The 16,611-nt window shown below is 62.1% G+C and carries 20 protein-coding genes; 7 read left to right on the top strand and 13 right to left on the bottom strand.

All coding sequences use genetic code 11. The features are described from left to right. Positions 1-148: 148 nt before the first annotated feature. From P8H27_RS11500 to P8H27_RS11440, 13 genes are all read right to left on the bottom strand, one after another. On the bottom strand, positions 149-355 hold the full coding sequence (locus P8H27_RS11500; protein ID WP_289637623.1) for a transglutaminase-like cysteine peptidase: 207 nt from the start codon (positions 353-355) through the stop codon (positions 149-151). Positions 356-689: 334 nt separating this feature from the next. Next, a complete protein-coding gene (locus P8H27_RS11495; protein ID WP_289637611.1) occupies positions 690-1,472 on the bottom strand; it encodes a phosphate ABC transporter ATP-binding protein in 783 nt (260 codons plus the stop codon). 4 nt (positions 1,473-1,476) lie between these two features. Beyond that, on the bottom strand, positions 1,477-2,307 hold the full coding sequence (pstA, locus tag P8H27_RS11490; RefSeq protein ID WP_289637609.1) for a phosphate ABC transporter permease PstA: 831 nt from the start codon (positions 2,305-2,307) through the stop codon (positions 1,477-1,479). After that, complete coding sequence (gene pstC / locus P8H27_RS11485) at positions 2,304-3,161, bottom strand: phosphate ABC transporter permease subunit PstC (protein ID WP_289637607.1); 858 nt, start codon at positions 3,159-3,161, stop codon at positions 2,304-2,306. Before pstC ends, pstA begins: the two co-directional genes overlap by 4 nt. After that, positions 3,127-3,936 carry a phosphate ABC transporter substrate-binding protein gene (locus P8H27_RS11480; RefSeq protein ID WP_289637605.1) on the bottom strand — a complete coding sequence of 270 codons (810 nt, stop codon included), beginning with the start codon at positions 3,934-3,936 and terminating at the stop codon, positions 3,127-3,129. The genes pstC and P8H27_RS11480 overlap by 35 nt, the downstream gene beginning before the upstream one ends. A gap of 14 nt (positions 3,937-3,950) precedes the next feature. Further along, complete coding sequence (locus P8H27_RS11475) at positions 3,951-4,991, bottom strand: methyltransferase domain-containing protein (protein ID WP_289637603.1); 1,041 nt, start codon at positions 4,989-4,991, stop codon at positions 3,951-3,953. A 260-nt stretch (positions 4,992-5,251) separates the two neighbouring features. Beyond that, positions 5,252-6,583, bottom strand: coding sequence for an OprD family porin (locus P8H27_RS11470; RefSeq protein WP_289637601.1), 1,332 nt, complete (start codon positions 6,581-6,583; stop codon positions 5,252-5,254). A 118-nt stretch (positions 6,584-6,701) separates the two neighbouring features. Then, on the bottom strand, positions 6,702-7,103 hold the full coding sequence (locus P8H27_RS11465; protein WP_289637598.1) for a DoxX family protein: 402 nt from the start codon (positions 7,101-7,103) through the stop codon (positions 6,702-6,704). Positions 7,104-7,189: 86 nt separating this feature from the next. Next, complete coding sequence (locus P8H27_RS11460; RefSeq protein WP_289637596.1) at positions 7,190-8,269, bottom strand: FAD-dependent oxidoreductase; 1,080 nt, start codon at positions 8,267-8,269, stop codon at positions 7,190-7,192. Beyond that, positions 8,266-10,458, bottom strand: a complete 2,193-nt coding sequence (locus P8H27_RS11455; RefSeq protein ID WP_289637594.1) for an FAD-dependent oxidoreductase — start codon at positions 10,456-10,458, stop codon at positions 8,266-8,268. The genes P8H27_RS11460 and P8H27_RS11455 overlap by 4 nt, the downstream gene beginning before the upstream one ends. A 12-nt stretch (positions 10,459-10,470) precedes the next feature. Further along, positions 10,471-11,451 carry an arsenosugar biosynthesis radical SAM (seleno)protein ArsS gene (gene arsS / locus P8H27_RS11450; RefSeq protein ID WP_289637592.1) on the bottom strand — a complete coding sequence of 327 codons (981 nt, stop codon included), beginning with the start codon at positions 11,449-11,451 and terminating at the stop codon, positions 10,471-10,473. Between the two features lie 67 nt (positions 11,452-11,518). After that, a complete protein-coding gene (locus tag P8H27_RS11445; protein WP_289637591.1) occupies positions 11,519-12,211 on the bottom strand; it encodes a haloacid dehalogenase type II in 693 nt (230 codons plus the stop codon). 71 nt (positions 12,212-12,282) lie between these two features. Next, positions 12,283-12,813 (bottom strand): TetR/AcrR family transcriptional regulator, encoded by a 531-nt coding sequence (locus tag P8H27_RS11440; protein ID WP_289637590.1) that lies wholly within the window; start codon positions 12,811-12,813, stop codon positions 12,283-12,285. 300 nt (positions 12,814-13,113) lie between these two features. Between P8H27_RS11440 and P8H27_RS11435 the strand changes: the two genes are divergently transcribed. From P8H27_RS11435 to P8H27_RS11405, 7 genes are all read left to right on the top strand, one after another. Beyond that, the gene (locus tag P8H27_RS11435; protein WP_289637589.1) at positions 13,114-13,686 is read left to right on the top strand and encodes a carboxymuconolactone decarboxylase family protein; all 573 of its coding nucleotides are present in this window, start codon (positions 13,114-13,116) and stop codon (positions 13,684-13,686) included. 104 nt (positions 13,687-13,790) lie between these two features. After that, positions 13,791-13,964 (top strand): hypothetical protein, encoded by a 174-nt coding sequence (locus P8H27_RS11430; RefSeq protein ID WP_289637588.1) that lies wholly within the window; start codon positions 13,791-13,793, stop codon positions 13,962-13,964. Positions 13,965-14,009: 45 nt separating this feature from the next. Continuing rightward, positions 14,010-14,207, top strand: coding sequence for a hypothetical protein (locus tag P8H27_RS11425; protein ID WP_289637587.1), 198 nt, complete (start codon positions 14,010-14,012; stop codon positions 14,205-14,207). Positions 14,208-14,324: 117 nt separating this feature from the next. Beyond that, positions 14,325-14,585, top strand: a complete 261-nt coding sequence (grxC, locus tag P8H27_RS11420) for a glutaredoxin 3 (RefSeq protein WP_289637585.1) — start codon at positions 14,325-14,327, stop codon at positions 14,583-14,585. Between the two features lie 12 nt (positions 14,586-14,597). Further along, on the top strand, positions 14,598-15,632 hold the full coding sequence (locus tag P8H27_RS11415) for a DUF3179 domain-containing protein (RefSeq protein WP_289637583.1): 1,035 nt from the start codon (positions 14,598-14,600) through the stop codon (positions 15,630-15,632). Next, positions 15,613-16,143 carry a hypothetical protein gene (locus P8H27_RS11410; RefSeq protein ID WP_289637581.1) on the top strand — a complete coding sequence of 177 codons (531 nt, stop codon included), beginning with the start codon at positions 15,613-15,615 and terminating at the stop codon, positions 16,141-16,143. The genes P8H27_RS11415 and P8H27_RS11410 overlap by 20 nt, the downstream gene beginning before the upstream one ends. A 128-nt stretch (positions 16,144-16,271) precedes the next feature. Beyond that, positions 16,272-16,553: a hypothetical protein gene (locus P8H27_RS11405; RefSeq protein WP_289637579.1), complete on the top strand. Its 282-nt coding sequence runs from the start codon at positions 16,272-16,274 to the stop codon at positions 16,551-16,553. Positions 16,554-16,611: the final 58 nt, after the last annotated feature.

Here is a 16,611-nt window from a genome sequence, read left to right as displayed (position 1 = left end):
ACGGGGCTTTTCAGTATGGCGGGAAGATAGGGATTTGAACCCCGTTGAGCTGTACACCAGCCATTCGCTGCGCCGTAGCTTTGCCACCTGGGCCACGGCCAATGATTGGGATCTCAAGGCACTGATGACCTATTGGAAGGACATTAAGTCAGCAATGCGCTACATCGACCCTGCCATCTCCTTTGGCGGCCTGGTTGAGCTTGAGCGCCTTAACGTAGGTGAGGCGCAACTTGCCCGTTGGCACGCCGAGTTGGCGCAGGCTGAAGTACTTGGCCAGGGAGTAGTCCTCGCAGTCGGCGGCACCCTTTACCAGTGCTTCGATGGGCGTGGCCCAGTAGTCGCGCTCGCCCCAAATCTTGATGTCATCGGAAAAGCGCAGCTGGCGATTGAAGTGTCAGTTCACCGCCTGCAACTTTTCCAGCTCCGTCAGTTCTCCGCGGCTGGCCAGCAGCGCCTGCCAGCCGAGGATTCGTGCCCGGGTTACCCCCAGGGCGCCATGGCGTTGCTCAGCGTTACGGATGATTCGCTCGAAGTCCCAATCGGCCCAGGCAGCCGTGAGCCCAAGAATGCAGGTGCAACCCAGCAAGGTCAGTGTCCAGCTTCGCTTCAGGCTTGGCCGGTCAGCAGGCATGCACTTGCCAGGGACATCGAGCCGTACCTCCTGGACTAGAGTCATCATTCCCTGCGACTCAACACAGCATCCCGTTGAGATAGCGATGGGCCAGCGGGTCGCGGGCGCTTTCGAACAGCTCGCAGGCCGGGCCGCTGTCGAGCACGCAACCGCAGCCATCGCGCACCCAGCACACCGCCACGTGATCGGCCAGGCGCCGCGCCTGAGCCAGGTTGTGGGTGACCATGAGCAGGGTGTAGCGCCCCTTGAGGCTGTCGATCAGGCCCTCGACCGTAGCGCTGGCGATCGGATCCAGGGCGCTGCACGGTTCGTCGAGCAACAGCACGCGGGGTTCCAGTGCCAGGGCGCGGGCGAAGCACAAGCGTTGTTGCTGACCGCCGGACAATCCCAGTGCCGGTTTCTGCAGGCGGTCGTGCACTTCCTTCCACAAGCCGGTGGCTTGCAACGCCTGCTCCATGCGCCCATGCAGTTCGCTCTTGTCGCGCACACCGTGCTCGCGCAGGGCAAATAGTATGTTTTCGGCAATGCTCAGGGGGAATGGGTTGGGCTGCTGGAACACCATGCCGACCTGACGGCGCAGGGCTTGCACGTCCATGCCGCCACCCAGCACATCCTGATTGCCGATCAATACCCGGCCGCTGACGCGAGCCCCCGGGGTCAGGTCAGTCATGCGGTTGACCGCCGACAGCATGCTGCTCTTGCCGCAGCCACTGGGGCCGACCACGGCCATGAGTTCACCCGAGGCAACATCCAGCGACGCGCCGAGCAAGGCACCCTGCTCCCCATAGTGCACGCTGAGGTTCTGGATACTGAGTGAAGGGGGTTGGTTAGACGCAGTCATCACATTATCTCGCGAAGGAAAGCGGTCGTTGACCGAGCCGCCAGGCCAGCAATTGGATGGCCAGGGCAAAACCCAGCAACACCAGCGCGGTTGCCGCCGATGCCGGGCTGCCGCCGGATACATTCATGGCCAGATCATAGATATGCACGGCCAGGGTACGTCCGGAATCGAACAGGCTATCCGGCCAGCGCATCACGTAGCCGGCGGTGAACAGCAGCACGGCGGTTTCCGCCAGGGCGCGGCCGGCGCTGATGACCAGCGCGCCGGCAATCCCCGGAGCCGCGAACGGCAACAGAATGCGCCGCAGGTAGCCGACGCGGGAGATGGCCAAGCCGGCGGCTGCCTGCCGATAACTCTGCGGGCAGTCGCGCAGGGCCTGCTCGCAACCGCGGATAAACAGCGGCAGTACCATGCACGCCAGGGTGCAACCGCCGGCCAGCAACGAATAGCCCCAGCCCAGTTCGACCACGAACAGGCGATAGCCGAACAGGCCGAAAACCACTGAGGGGACCGCGCCCAAACCATCGAGCGCCCATTGCAGGGTCAGGTTCAACCGCCCTTCGGGGCGCACCTGCTCGACCAGAAACAACGCCGTGCCCAGGCCCAGCGGCACCGCCAGGCCCATGCAGATCAGCAAGACCAATGCGGTGGACACGATGATCGGCCCGATCCCGCCGCTGCGCCCAGCCTGCGCCGGCTCCGCGAACAGAAACTGCCAGTCGAGCAGGCCAATGCCCTCGCCAAACACCGTCCACAGCAGGCTCAGGGGGGCCAGCATCAGCAGCAGCGCCAGCACGCCCAGGGCGCGCGCGCGCCAGGCTTCGCGGTGGTTCATGTGCGGCTCCCGTAGATCCGCGCCAATGCCATCAGCAGCAGGGCCAACACCAGCAACAGCCAGCCGCTGAGATACAGCGCATCGAGATGCGGGCCAGTGGCGTAGCTCATTTCCAGGGCAATGTTTGCAGTCAGCGTCCTGACCGGCGCAAACGGCGAGCCGGGCCACTGCACCACATTGCCAGCCACCATCAGCACCGCCATGGTTTCACCCAGTGCCCGCCCCAGCTGCAACAAGATCGCCGGCCATAGGCGCGGCCATGCCGCAGGCAGCAGCACGCGGCGAATCGCCGACCAGGGCGAAACGCCCAGGCATAACGCAGCCGGCATATGGCGGCGGGCACTTTCGCGCAAGGTCACATCGGCCTGCACCATCAGCAGCGGCAGAATCATCAGCGCCAGCACGATACCTGCGGCCAGCAGACTGGCCCCCGGCGGTACCCAGGCACCGAGTAGCGGCACCAGTACCACCAGTCCCCAGAGCCCGTAGACCACTGAGGGAATGCTGGCCATCAGGCCGAGCATGGCCCCGTAGACTCGCGCCACCGACGCGGGGGCATAGAAGATCAGCCAGATGCTCACCAGCAGCCCGGCCGGTACCGCCAGCGACAGCGCCAAGACACTGCTCAGCAGTGAGGCGGCGAGCATGGCCTGCAACCCGAACTGCCCGCTCGACGGCTGCCAGCTTGTGCCCAACAGGCTTGCCGGTTGCTGCAACAACGGCCAGCTGGCCTGGGTCAGAAACACCATAATCAACAACAGCACCACTGCTGCCGTCAGCGCACAGCCCAGGCTGGCCAGGCGCAGCAGCCGATCCAGGTTACGACGCAGGGATAAAGGCGTGCTGCTCGACAAGGTCGGCCACCTCGCTGGACTGGGCGAACGCCAGCAATGCCTGGGTATTGGCATCCGGCTCGCCATGCACCACCAGGTTCAAGTCGCGGCTCAATGGGTACTTGCCAGCCAGCAAGGTGGCGGTCGAAGCCGGTTGGCCATCGAGTGCCAACAGCTTGATCGGCGCGCCCAGGTTCACCTCATACTCGGCGGTGCCGATGGAGACATAACCAATCGCCTGCGGATTGCCGGCCACCGACTTGATGCCCTGCTGGTTATCACCGATCACCAGATCCGGGTGCACGACAGGGTTGTCCAGCTTGAAATGCTTGAGAAACAGCTCCAGGGTCGAGCGGCCTTCGGCCTTGTGCACCTTCACCACCTGGCCCGCTGCACCACCCAGATCAGTCCAGTCAGTGAGCTGGCCGGTATAAAGCGCCACCACCTGCTCGCTGCTGATGCCATCGAGCGGATTGCTGGCGTGAACAATCATGGCGATGCCATCCTGGGCAATGGTGTAGGGCGTCAAATCCCCCTCATCCGCATGCAGCGAGCGCGACACCATGCCAATCGCTGCCAAGCCACTGCGCGCATCCTGGATGCCACGTGAGGTGCCCCCAGCCTGGACATCGACTCGCACATCGGGGTGCTGGGTTTCGAAACGCTGGCCGATTTCGACCATCAAGGGGGCAATGGTGCTGGAGCCTGAGAGCGTAATGGTCTGCTTGTCTTGTGGGGCACACGCGCTCAGAAGCAGCGTCGTGCAGGCCAGCGCGATAAGGTTGCGACTGATCATCTGATTGAAGCCCCTTAGCAACAACTGGCTGGAGAAGAGGCGGTACCCTGCTGGTCGAACGGCAAACCACCGCCACAGCCCGCGAACAGGCCGAAGTGGCGGCTGAAGTCGCCGATAAACTGGAAGTGCGGGGCAAATCGGCTGTCCTTAAGCATGCGCCAGGTATTGCCGCACACCGGGAACACCCGGCCGGTTTCGATCCGGTGATGCTTGTCCAGCACAAAGGCCTGCTCCGCGCCGGCAATGCTGCCGCGGTAGATCACTGCCTGGCCGTAGTCCTCGCAAGCCGGCTCCAGGCCGTCGAGTTTGAACAGCCGGTAAGTGGCGGAGAAGAAGCGCGCGTCGCCGAGTTTGTCGGCCAGAGCTGGATCGGTAATGCTGATCGGCTGATCCTCGACCAGCCGCGGGTCGCTGAAGCCATGGCGGCGGGCCAGGTTCTCGAAGTCATTCCAGTACAGCGCGCCGCCCAGGCACTCGCCGTACAGCACCTCGTCCTGGCGTAATTCGTCGGCCAGGCGGCGGTCGGCATAGACATCGGAGAAGTACAATTCGCCGCCTGGCTTGAGCAAGCGATAGGCCTCGCGCAGCACGCTGTCCTTGTCTGGCGACAGGTTGATCACGCAGTTGGAGACGATCACATCGAAGCTGGCATCGGCCAGATCCAGCGCCGCCAGATCCTCGATATAGCCGTAACGGAAGGCCACATTGACGTAGCCGAAGCGTTCGGCGTGGTAATCCAGATGGGCATTGGCCACCGCCAACTGCTCGGCGGTCATGTCCACGCCCAGCACCGAACCCTCTGCCCCGACCAGCTGCGCCAGGACATAACAATCGCGCCCCGAACCGCTGCCCAGGTCAAGGATCCGGCAACCATCGAGCAGCGCCGGAGCGACCAGACCGCAGCCGTAATACCGCGCGCTGACCTCCGGGTGCACATTGGCCAGCAACGGCTTGAGCCAGGCCGGCATATTGGAGGCATCGCAGCAGGCGCTGGTCTTCAGGTCGCCGCTGTTCTGCAGGATCTTGCCGTAGTAGTTCTGTACCGATTCGTGCATGGATAACCTCTGTTTCATGGAGTACGTCGCCCTGCGCAACAATCAGGCAGAGCAACCAGGCAGAGCAACGCCGATCAAAGCGATTGGCTGAAAAATTATTGCTTACTAACTAGATAAAAAATCGTCGCGCTTGTTACAGCGCCAGCCTATATAGCGCTGGGTCGACATGTAATAAAAAAGAGGCTGTATCGGAGATACAGCCCAAAGGTCGGGGAGGAAAGGAGCAACCCCTGTACTTCACTCAGCCATGAGTGAATTCTTTACAAAATACTTAGCGGGTACTCGACGATGAAGCGAACCTCATCCACGTCGCCGTCGATTTGATTGGATGAGCCACGATGCACCGCATGGCGAACACGCAATGCCAGATCCTTGGCCGAGCCTTGTTGCACGACATACTTGGCTTCCAGATCGCGCTCCCAGTGCTTCTCGTTGTTGGCATCGGCATCGAAGAAGCCCCCGCGCGCATCGGCGCCGGTGCTATCGATATCGCTGCCACGCAGGTAACGCGCCATAAAGGTCAGGCCTCGTGCGCCGTAGCTGGCCATGTCCAGGTCATAGCGCAGCTGCCAGGACTCTTCGCCCGGGGCGTTGAAGTCGGAGTACTGCACCGAGTTGGCCAGGTAGATGCCATTGAAACCGATGTAATCGAAACCGGCGTCGTCATCGATTTTCTGGAACGCCAGGGTCAGGGCATGGGCTCCTAGGCTATATTTGGCGGCCAACGACCAATCGGTATTGCCAATATCGCCGGCCAAGCTCTGGCCAACATCATTGGTGCGATAGACATTGAGGTCGAGGTTCAACGACTGTTCATCACCCAGCGCCAGGGTGTAACCAACATTGGCGTAGTAGCGATCCCAGGTATCTTCAACGTGCGAGCCGTAAAAGCTCAGGGTCAGGCTATCCGCGGGCGTGTAGGTCAGGCCCGCCCAGCTCATCGAGTCACCGACATCGCCGGCATACTGGATCAGCAACTCATCGTCGGAGTTGCCGCTGTTGAAGTTGTTCATCGCCGTGATATGGCCGGCGTCCAGGGCCAGGCCCTCGAACTCCTCGCTGCTGAGGAAAAAGCCGGTGGCGGTTTCCGGCAACAAGCGTGCGTCACCCGTGCCCACGACCGGATTACCAAATTGCTGCTCGCCATACTTGAGCACGGTATTCGACCAACGCAACTTGACCGCTCCGCCCGCCTCGCCCCAGTCTTTCTCCGGCTTGCCATCACCGCCTATGGGCGCAAGCAAGGTACCGGTTCGACCACCACCGCCATCCAGGCGAATACCAAGAAAGCCATAGGCATCGACGCCGATACCGAAGGTGCCCTGAGTGAAGCCCGATTCATAGAAGCCCATGACACCATAGGCGGCTTCCTCGCGATAACCGTTCTCCTGGCCCGGCTTGTTGCCGTTGGTGCCGGCACCGTTGAAGCCGCCGTTACGAAAATCACGGTTGAAATAGAACGCGCGGTTCAGCAGGTTGAGACTGCTGTCTTCGATGAAGCCCTGGGCCTCGGATTGCTGACTGGCCAGAGCCGACTGGCTGATGGCTGCGGCAACGGCCAAGCTGAATACACTGAGTTTAAAGCGGTGCATTGGATACCCCTCTTGCGTAGGCGGTGCGCCACCTTTGGGTAGGCGCTTGTTGTTGTGCCAATGCCAGCCAAATGTTGCTGACCTATTCAGAGTAGGCCAGGCGTGGATTTGTTACAGCTCAGGATCTATCGAGTGCCAATCGATCCTCATCGCGATAGGCAATCAGCAGCAAGCTGGCCGCGAAGATGATCAGCGAGGGATAGAACAGCGCATTGCTGCCCGCGAAGACCCAGCTCCAGGGATCGATCACCGACTGCATCACCGCCAGCAGCGACGCCCCATTGAGCAGCACCTGCAGCGGGTAAACCCAGCGCCGGGCAAAACCGACGACAACGGCCAGACCAACCAGCATCTGCAGCACACCCGCTACCTGCAGGGCACTTTCGGCGGCAAAAACACCAAAGTAGAACTTGTTGGCCACTGCCATGCCGTGCTCGACGTTGAATACCTTGTCCGCGCCCCAGATAACCAGCAGCCAGCCAAGCGATACGCGCAGCAACAGCAGGACCCAGATTTTCATGCAACATCTCCTTTAGAACGACCGGCCTTGAATGTCGGCATAGGGGTTTGCCCGACCGATATGGCCAGGCAGTCTTCATTGGTCAGCTAATTAGAGCCGTGGTGGCGGCTGATAAAGCTGCGGTCGAGACGATCCTTCCACCATCCCAGCCATGCTCCTTCGGCCGTCATGCCAGACCAACTGAGCAGCGCACCACCCTGGCCATCGGCCAGAAGCGCCAATGTGCGGCGTTGCGGGTGAAACGAGCTCAGCGGCTGACCAGCCAGGGCAGCATTCAGATTGGCGGCCAGGACGGGCCCCTGACGCACGGCGTAGACCCCGCTGCGGGGGGTTGCACTGAGGCTCGCGCAGTCACCGGCGGCAAACACATGCGCATGGGAAAGGCTCTGCAGGGTCTTGCCGACCCGCACGAAGCCGCGCTCATCGCAGGCCAAACCGGATCGGCCAAGCCAGGGCAATGCACTGGCCCCCGTGGCCAGGATCACCCGCTCACCGCACCAGACGAGCCGATCACCGGCAACCAGGGCATCGCCATGAATAGAATCCACGGCAATGCCTTCCAGTATCTTTACCTCAGCTTCGGCCAGGTGGCGCAGAGCCCGCTTGCGCAACGCCAATGGATGCCCGGCCAATACCTGGGCGCTGCTGAGCAAGGTCAGTTGAGGCACCTGAGACGCCAGGGCCAAGGCCAACTCAACCCCTGCAGCGCCACCGCCGAGAATGGCTAATGCCTGGGGAGCCTGCTGCCAACGCTGCCAGCCGTGCAGAAAAGCCTCGAACGGTTTGACCGGCAACACTTCCAGCGTGGTTCCTGAGCCTTGCGGCATCCTGGGCACGGAGCCCAGGTTGAGCGACAGCCAGGTAGCCGAGTATTGCCTGCCATCTGCCAGTACGACGCACCTGGCAACCGGATCCAGTTCACTGACCTGTCCCTCCAGCAAGTCCACATCTGCTGCAGCACAGAGTGCCTGCAAGGGGATGCGGCACTGCTCGGCGCGATAGCGGCCGGCCAGCAACCCCGGCAGCATGCCCGAGTACCAGGCGTGCGGGCCTTCGCTGATCAATCCGATACGCCCCTTCGGCCGTTGCCCGTTCAACCACAGGCGCAGCACGCCCAGATGGGCATGCCCCGCGCCCGCGAGCAACAGGTCGAACCGACCGTTCACAGGGTTTTCTCGCTCGCCTTGAATTCGCCCAGAACCTCCACCCTGCTGCCGCCCAACCGCCATTGATGAAAGCGCGCGACCCAGCGCAACACGGCGACCGGGGTATGCGCACGCTTCCACTCGCCGGCCACGTATTTGTTGGCTTCAGCCATGGTCGGGTAGATATGGATGGTGCCGAGTACCTTGTTCAGGCCGTAGCCCTGCTTCATCGCCGCCACGTACTCGGCGAGCAATTCGCCGGCATGCTCGCCGACGATGGTCACGCCGAGGATGCGATCCTTGCCCGGCACGGTCAGCACTTTGATGTAGCCATGGGCAGCTTCGTCGGCGATGGCTCGATCGAGCTCGTCGATACCGAAACGACTCACTTCATAGGCAATGCCCTGGTCTTTGGCGTCCTGCTCGTTGAGCCCGACCCGAGCCACTTCCGGGTCGGTAAAGGTCGCCCAGGGGATCACGCGGTAGTCCACCTTGAAGCGCTTGAAACCACCAAACAATCCATTCACGGCGGCAAACCAGGCCTGATGCGCCGAGGTATGGGTGAACTGATAGGGGCCGGTCACATCGCCCACGGCGAAAATATTGGGAAAGCGCGTGGCCAGGTATTCGTTGACCTCAAGGGTGCCATTGGCGCGCAGCTGCAGCTGCAGCTGCTCGGCACCGAAGCCCTTGACGTTGGCCACCCGGCCCAGGGCCAACAGCACCTGATCGAAGGCAATGTGCACTTCGCTGTCATCGGCCAGATTGAGGCACACCATTTGCCGCTGCCCTTCGACCACCTCGAAGCGCACGGCCTTGTGCTGCAAACGCAGCTCGACCCCATCATGGCGCAGGCTGGCCATTACCGCTTCGCTGGCCTCGAGATCCTCACGAATCAGCAAGCGCTCGGCCATTTCCACCTGGGTCACGGCGCTGCCCAAGCGCTGAAAAGCCTGGGCCAATTCACAACCAATCGGCCCACCACCGAGCACCAGTAAACGCTTGGGCTGTTCGCGCAGGTTCCAGACATTATCGGAGGTCAGCGGCGCCACCAACTCGATGCCCGGAATCTTCGGCACCAGGGGCCGCGCACCAGTGGCAATCACGATGGCGCGGGTGCTCAGGCTCTGGCCATTGACCTCCACCGTCCAGGGCGAGGTGATCTGCGCTTCGCCCTCGATCACTTCCACGCCCAGACCGGTATAGCGCTCGACCGAGTCATGCGGTTCGACATCCGCCACCACCCGCTGCACGCGCTGCATCACGGCGGCAAAATCGACCTCGGCTGTTACCGGCTTGAAGCCCAGCGCCTCGGCTTTTTTCAGCTCATTGGCAAATTTTCCCGAGCGCAGCAGCGCCTTGGACGGTACGCAGCCGGTATTTAGGCAATCGCCGCCCATCTTGTGCTTCTCGATCAGGGTGACCTTGGCTTTCACCGCGGCGGCGATATAGGCCGACACCAGTCCGCCCGAACCGGCACCGATGACCACCATATTGCGATCGAACGTCTTGGGCTTGATCCAGCCGGCGTAGACCTTGCGCGCCTGGAACCAGTCAAGCGCCTTGCGCGACACAATCGGCAAAAGCCCCAGCAACACGAAAGCTCCGAGCAGACCCGGCGAAAGAATCCCGCCCAGCGAGTCCAGTTGCCCGAGCTCACGACCGGCATTGACGAACACCAGGGTGCCGGGCAGCATGCCCAACTGGCTGACCCACCAGTAAGTGCGTGCCGGTAATTTGGTCAGGCCCATGGCCAGGTTGATCAGAAAGAATGGAAACACCGGCACCAGACGCAGGGCGAACAGATAGGACGCCCCTTCCCGCTCGATGCCCTGATCGATACCGGCCAACCGCTGGCTGAACCGGGCCTGGACCCAGTCACGCAGGAGAAAACGGCTGATCAGCATGGCCAGGGTTGCCCCCAGGGTGGAGGCAAACGACACCAGCAGCGTACCGCCAAGCAGGCCGAACAAGGCGCCTGCAACCAGGGTCAGCAACACCGCGCCAGGCAGCGATAGCGCCGTAGCCACCACGTACAGCAGGAAGAACAAACCACCTGCCAGCAGCGGGTTGGCTGATACCTGTGCGTTCAGGGCGGACTGTTGTGCCTTGAGGGTCGCCAGATTGAGGTACTGGCCCAGGTCGAACAGGAAAAAACCTGCCACCAGCAGCAGAATGATGCCCAGCAGGGCCGCTTTACGCTTGTCCATGTAAATCCTTCCTTAATGATTATCCAGCGCGCCGCCGCAGCTCGAACCCTGCCCGGCCGTACAGGCGTAACAGTGATCGCGGGTGACGATGGGATTGCCTGCCAGGCTCGAGGAGCCGAGCAAGTCGCGCAGATGGGGACGGTCACGGCCGATCAAGCCGGGCATGACCAGCGGCAGTTCAAGCATCTGATTGAAGTCGCAGTCGTACAGGTAGCCCTGCCAGTCGACACTGATCAGGCTCTTGCACATCACCGCGTCGAGGTTTTCCGGGCGATAGCTGTCGCGCAGCAGCTGCATATAGCTGTTGAAAGTGCCCTTGCTCACCAGGGTGCTGCCGAAGCGCGCAATTGGCTGGTTGGTAATGGTCAGCAGATGGTTGAAGTAAATGCCGAAGTCTTCCGCCAGGTGTGATTTGTAGTCTGCTTCGAGCTGCGCTTGCGCCGGAGGCAGACTGGCACCTTGCGGGTTGTACACCAGGTTGAGAATCAGCCCACTGCCCTCACGACCATAACCCAGCTTATTGAGCTGCTGCAGGCCTGCGATACTGGCGTCGAATACGCCATCGCCGCGCTGCTTGTCGACGTTATTGCGTGAATAACACGGCAAGGAGGCGCTGACTTCCACGCGGTTCTCGGCAAGAAAGTCGGCCAAGTCTTCATAACCCGGCTCACTGAGGATGGTCAGGTTGCAACGATCAATCACCCGCAGGCCTTCATGCCGGGCGTGACTGACGATTTCGCGAAAGCGCGGGTGCATCTCGGGCGCACCACCGGTCAGATCCAGGCTCTGTACCGAGTGCGCATCGATCACCTGGTGCAGCAGCGCCAGGCTCTCGTCGGTCATCGCTTCGGTGCGGGTTGGCCCGGCGTTGACATGGCAATGCAGGCAACGCTGGTTGCACCGGTAAGTCAGGTTGACCTGCAGCGCTTGCAGTTGGCCTCGGGTGATCGCTGGAAAGCTCAGCGCGTTAAGCAGGGGTAAGGTGGCATGCATGCTGATTCAAACTCTTGGGATACTGCTCTTTTGAGACATGAGGCGCTCTTTCGTTACAGCGACTGGTTTATGCCATGGTTTGCCGATAGATCTCTGGCAAGCGGCTCGCCACGTCGCTAAAACGCTCAAGCGTGATATCGGGCTGCGTCTCCCAGGGGTCGAACTGGCTTGCCGGGTCACGGCGCAACCAGGCGCTGCGCAGGCCCGCATGGGCGGCCCCCAGGACATCGAAAGGGTTGCTCGATACCAGACAAAGCTGGGCAGCGGGCAGGCCACAGCTGCGCAGTAAATGGGCATAGACATCAGGGTTTGGCTTGAATGAACGCACATCCTCGACGCTTATAACCGCCGTGAAGTAGTGGCCAATCCCGGCCCGGCCCAGCAACCGCTCCACGGCCGTGCGGCTGCCATTGGAGAACGCATACAAATGCATGCCCTGCTTGTGCAACGCCTCCAGCCCCGCGGGTACATCGGCAAAGGCATCAAGCTCGGCATAGGCCTGCATGGCCAGTTCGACCATCTCTTCACGGGCCTCCACCGCGTGCTCACGACAGGCAAAGATCAGCGCCTGCCGGGTGCACACCGAGAAATCGCAATAATCACGCATCAAGCCCCGGCGAAAGCTGTACTCCAACTGCTTCTGTCGCCATGACTGCGAGATAGCCTGTGCCTTGTCACCGACCAGGTCGGTCAGACGCGCCAGCACGGCCTGGGTATCGATCAGGGTTCCATAGATGTCGAAGGCAACTGCGTTGTTCATGGACGGGCTCCCGGTATGCCGCGTAATGACAGTTATTTACGGACTGAAAAGTCCAAAATAAGGCAAAAAATTTAGCGGAAATTCGCCATCACCAACTCGATGACTGTAAGCAGGTCTTTCTGGTCGATGGCGGACTTGGTCTGCGTACGCAAACCGCTCATGGCGCAGTGCATATACAGCGCCAGCGCCGCAGGGGGTTGGCTATCGGATAACTCGCCGCAGGCCTGGGCCCGCTCGAAGGCCAGCTCGAATACCTGACGAAAGCGTCGCGTAGCCAGTTCGATCAACGGCTGGACGGCGGGATCGCCGGTGGAAAACTCGTTGGCTACATTGACCAACATGCAGCCACGCGGCCTGCCCTGTTGCGCATCGTCGAGCACGGACAACAGGCAACCGCGGATATAGCCAAGCGGCGACTCGGCCTGCTCCAGGCGCTCGCGCATCTGCCTGGCTCGGATGTCGAAATAGCGGGTGAAGGCGGCCTCGAACAGGCTCTGCTTGTTGCCGAAACTCTCGTACAGGCTGCTCTTGGACAGCCCAGTGGCCAGGAGAAGATCCTGCAAGCTGGTGGCCTCATAGCCCTGGCTCCAGAAAAGCTGCATGGCATTTTCCAGAACCAGGTCGGGGTCGAAGTTTCTTGGGCGTCCGCGGTTCATGCCGCGCATTATGGACCGATCATTATTTAATTCACAGCGCGGGCCTCCCCAAGCTGTAACAAAACCTCTTGGACGACATCAGAGTCAGCAGACCGGCATAGCTGGCTGGTTGCCTGGATCGATATATAAGCCTATCGATCCAGAATATCGAGCACCCTGGAATCGAGTTGTCGTCGCCTGCCCCACGGGGGAAGGTCTTCGACGCCGATTAAAAGACCACTCAGTCCAGATAGAAAGGAAAACACCATGCTCAGCGAATATCAACTGACCCTGCCCGCACTCGACTTGACCAGCACCGACGCCCGCGGCCAGGCCGTCCTGGAGAAGGCCAAGGCGCAGGTCGGCTTTATCCCCAACATGTACGCCAATATGGTCAACTCCCCCGGCCTGCTGGAAACCTACCTGGATGGCTACAGCGCGTTTCGCAACGAGTCGGGTTTTACCCCGGCCGAACAGGAAGTAGTGTTCCTGGTGATCAGCCGCGAGAACGGCTGCGAATACTGCGTGTCGGCGCACAGTGCCCTGGCCGATATGAAGTCCGGCCTTGCCTCGCAGGTGACCGACGCGATCCGCGACGGCACTCCTATCGGGGACGCCAAGCTGGCGGCGCTGGCCGAATTCACCCGCACCCTGTTCCATACCCGTGGTTTGCCTTCGCGCGCGTCGGTCGAAGCCTTCCTCGCCGCAGGCTACGTCGAGCGCCAGGTGCTGGAGATCGTCCTGGCCCTGGCCGTCAAGACCCTGAGCAACTACGCCAACCACCTGTTCCACACCCCACTGGACTCGATGTTCGCGGGGCGCGCCTGGCAACAGAAGTAATCTGCCTCTGCCACTGCTCGTCAAGTGCGGAGCACTGTGAAGAACGGCCGGCGCCCAGCGTCCCCAGGCTGCGCCGGCCATCCCATGTTTGCGGAGACGGCAAGATGCTGCTGGCCAAACTGATCATCACCCTGGGCGCGCTGCTCTATGGCTTGGGCGTGCCCCTGCTGGAAATCAACTCTACCCATGTGTTCAACCCGAGTTGGGAAGCCCATGCCCGGTTGCACGAGGCGCGGCAACTGGCAACCAATTCCGCCCTGGCGCTGCTGTCGCTGTAGCTCGCCTGGGCGCGCAATAACCTCCGGCTACCAAGCATCCTGGCCATGCTGGTGACTGGCGGTTTCCTGTTCGCCTACCTGGTGCGCGAGGGCTATGGCGGTTCGATGGTGCTGTCGGACGGTAGCGAGAAAATGCTGTTCGGCCTCAACCTCGGCGCGTTCGCCTTCAGCCTGGTATTTCTGTTTTCACTGCTGGCCCTGTTTATCGGCAGGCAGGCCCCGGCCACAGGCGCGCAGCAGTAGCCAGCCACTGGCGACTCCGCCGATGCGGCCTGTATCCCGGTCTGTAACAAAGTCCCCGCCTGTGTCTCTCAATCAAACCAGGGCGACCTCTTCGCTCCATCATTGCGAGGTAGCAGCATGAGTAAAGTCACCCTCTACACCAGCCAACATTGCCCTTATTGCCGCATGGCCGAGCAACTGCTGGCGCGCCGTGATGCCGGCCCACTGAGCAGAATCAGGGTCGATCTGGATCCCCAGGCCCTGCGCGCGATGATCGAGAAGAGCGGAAGGCGCACGGTGCCACAGATCTTCATCGGCGCCCGGCATGTGGGCGGCTTCGATGACCTGGCCAGGCTCGACAGCGCGGGCGAACTGGCGACTTTGCTGGCTGATTGCTAGACGGAGAAACCCATGCGAAACAGCCAACGCGCACGTTTCCAAGCCCTGGCGCTGTGCCTGTGCATCAGCGGTTCGGCCCTGGCCGTGCCGCCGGAAGGGCCGGCTCGCCTGCTGGCGGCCAGTCACGAGACCTATGCCAGTTCAATGCTCTCCGGCGGCCCCGGCAAGGACGGTATTCCAGCCATCGACAGCCCGCGCTTCAGCGACGCGACAAGCGCGAATGATTTTCTCGATCCCCAGGACATCGTCTTCGGCGTCTTCCACCAGGGCCAGGCGCGCGCCTATCCGCAGCGCATCCTGGTCTGGCACGAGATCGTCAACGACAGCCTGGGCGAGGATGGCCTGAGCATCACCTACTGCCCGCTCACCGCCAGCGCCGTCGGCTTCAAGCGCGGGGCCACCAGCCTCGGCGTTTCCGGCAAGCTGCTCAACAGCAACGTGGTGATGTACGACCGCGCCAGCGACAGCCATTGGTCGCAGATCGCCGGCGTGGCCATCGACGGCCCGGCCAAGGGCCGCAGCCTGGAGGAGGTGCGAGTGGTCTGGACCACCTGGGCCAGGTGGCAGGCACGCCATCCGCAGACCCAGGTGCTGACCCGGGCCACCGGCGCCCTGCGCAACTACAACCGCGATCCCTACGGCAGCTACCTGCCGCTGCAGGGTTACTATGCCGACCCCGACGTGATGTTCCCGATCCTGCACCAGGACAGCCGCCTGCCGGCCAAGCAGATGATTCTGGGCTTTCGCACCGAGCGGGTGGCCATCGCCGTCGACAAGGCGCACCTGCGCGAACAGGCTGTGCTGCACTACCGCCATGGCGACGAGCACTTCCTGATCATCCGGGACGCGCAACTGGATACCGGCTGGGTCTACCGCTCCGACACGCCGATCGAGCTGAATCCGGCCAACCTGCGCTTTGCCGCCGAGGGGCCACAGGCTGCCGAACTCGAAGGCCTGGAGCCACTCAACGCCTTCGACGCCATGTGGTTCGCCTGGTACGCCTTCTACCCGCAAACGGTGCTGCTCGATGGCTCGCCCCAACCCTGACAAACTGCTGATCGGCTGCCTGGCCGTGCTCTACGCCCTACTCTACCTGTACGCCATCGGCGATCTGGACATTGCTCGGGCCGGCTGGAACTGGCAGACCCTGGACTGGCAATGGCAGCGCCTGTGGGCGCGCCGCGGGCCTTGGCACTTCGAGGCCGTGGCCATGCTGGAGCTGGGCGTGCTGGTGCTGCTGATCAGCCCGGCCAATCTGGCCTTGGCCGGGTTGCTGGCACTCTTGCTGGCAATCAATCTGCACGGCGCCCTGGCGCTGCATGCCAACGCCCAGTGCTCGTTGTCCCAAGGCGCCGCATCGAGCGTCGGATTGTGGCCGGCGCTGCTCGCCGGCGGCGCCTGTTGCGCCCCCAGCCTGCTGCTGGTATTGGGCATTCCGGGGCTCGGCGCCTTCGTCGGCCTGTTCGCCTGGCTGCTGCCGCTGTCCCTGTTGCTGCTGGCGCTGAGCCGCTGCTGGCAACGGCGTCGCGGCGCACCGCCGGTACTGTGGCTGCTCTGATTGCCAGCCCGGCGAAGCTGCTCCGACCAGCGGCCACTGGAAGCGCATTCCGCTCGGCAGCCGACCTGTAACAAAGCCCCCCGCCAGTCATCCTAATGATGCATATCGCATCTTTAGAGGATGACACCATGAAAACGCTACTGAGTATGACGGCACTGGCCGCACTGATGATGGGCGCTGCCGTGACTACGGTGCAGGCCGAAGGTGGCAGCGACCGGCTGATGGACTACCGCCTGGAGCAACAGGCAGTGGTGAATAACCGCTCCAGCCAGGACTCCGGTGAGCGCTTTGCTCAGATGATCGAGGAACAGCCCACTGCCGCCGGCCCTGAACGCGAGCAGCAGACGCAACGGATCGAAAAGTCGCAACGCGGCATTCTGAACAACCGGCTACTCTTCGGTCCCCACTGACGGCGTACGCCTTGCGTTATCAAGCATCGGGGGAATGTCGGCAGCGCCGACATCTCTC

It is taken from the genome of Pseudomonas sp. sp1636, assembly GCF_030376615.1.
Taxonomy (GTDB): domain Bacteria; phylum Pseudomonadota; class Gammaproteobacteria; order Pseudomonadales; family Pseudomonadaceae; genus Aquipseudomonas.
The sequence above is the reverse complement of the archived record's forward strand: the minus strand, read 5'-3'. Positions and strand labels throughout refer to the sequence as shown.

Excerpts from the sequence above, each read along its gene's own strand:
- P8H27_RS11475 (WP_289637603.1), bottom strand. The coding sequence starts at position 4,991 with ATGCACGAATCGGTACAGAACTACTACGGCAAGATCCTGCAGAACAGC.
- P8H27_RS11465 (WP_289637598.1), bottom strand. The coding sequence starts at position 7,103 with ATGAAAATCTGGGTCCTGCTGTTGCTGCGCGTATCGCTTGGCTGGCTG.
- P8H27_RS11405 (WP_289637579.1), top strand. The coding sequence starts at position 16,272 with ATGAAAACGCTACTGAGTATGACGGCACTGGCCGCACTGATGATGGGC.
- arsS (WP_289637592.1), bottom strand. The coding sequence starts at position 11,451 with ATGCATGCCACCTTACCCCTGCTTAACGCGCTGAGCTTTCCAGCGATC.
- P8H27_RS11415 (WP_289637583.1), top strand. The coding sequence starts at position 14,598 with ATGCGAAACAGCCAACGCGCACGTTTCCAAGCCCTGGCGCTGTGCCTG.
- P8H27_RS11495 (WP_289637611.1), bottom strand. The coding sequence starts at position 1,472 with ATGACTGCGTCTAACCAACCCCCTTCACTCAGTATCCAGAACCTCAGC.
- P8H27_RS11440 (WP_289637590.1), bottom strand. The coding sequence starts at position 12,813 with ATGCAGCTTTTCTGGAGCCAGGGCTATGAGGCCACCAGCTTGCAGGAT.
- P8H27_RS11435 (WP_289637589.1), top strand. The coding sequence starts at position 13,114 with ATGCTCAGCGAATATCAACTGACCCTGCCCGCACTCGACTTGACCAGC.
- P8H27_RS11445 (WP_289637591.1), bottom strand. The coding sequence starts at position 12,211 with ATGAACAACGCAGTTGCCTTCGACATCTATGGAACCCTGATCGATACC.
- P8H27_RS11430 (WP_289637588.1), top strand. The coding sequence starts at position 13,791 with ATGCTGCTGGCCAAACTGATCATCACCCTGGGCGCGCTGCTCTATGGC.
- pstA (WP_289637609.1), bottom strand. The coding sequence starts at position 2,307 with ATGAACCACCGCGAAGCCTGGCGCGCGCGCGCCCTGGGCGTGCTGGCG.
- P8H27_RS11455 (WP_289637594.1), bottom strand. The coding sequence starts at position 10,458 with ATGGACAAGCGTAAAGCGGCCCTGCTGGGCATCATTCTGCTGCTGGTG.
- grxC (WP_289637585.1), top strand. The coding sequence starts at position 14,325 with ATGAGTAAAGTCACCCTCTACACCAGCCAACATTGCCCTTATTGCCGC.
- P8H27_RS11410 (WP_289637581.1), top strand. The coding sequence starts at position 15,613 with ATGGCTCGCCCCAACCCTGACAAACTGCTGATCGGCTGCCTGGCCGTG.
- P8H27_RS11470 (WP_289637601.1), bottom strand. The coding sequence starts at position 6,583 with ATGCACCGCTTTAAACTCAGTGTATTCAGCTTGGCCGTTGCCGCAGCC.
- P8H27_RS11480 (WP_289637605.1), bottom strand. The coding sequence starts at position 3,936 with ATGATCAGTCGCAACCTTATCGCGCTGGCCTGCACGACGCTGCTTCTG.
- P8H27_RS11425 (WP_289637587.1), top strand. The coding sequence starts at position 14,010 with ATGCTGGTGACTGGCGGTTTCCTGTTCGCCTACCTGGTGCGCGAGGGC.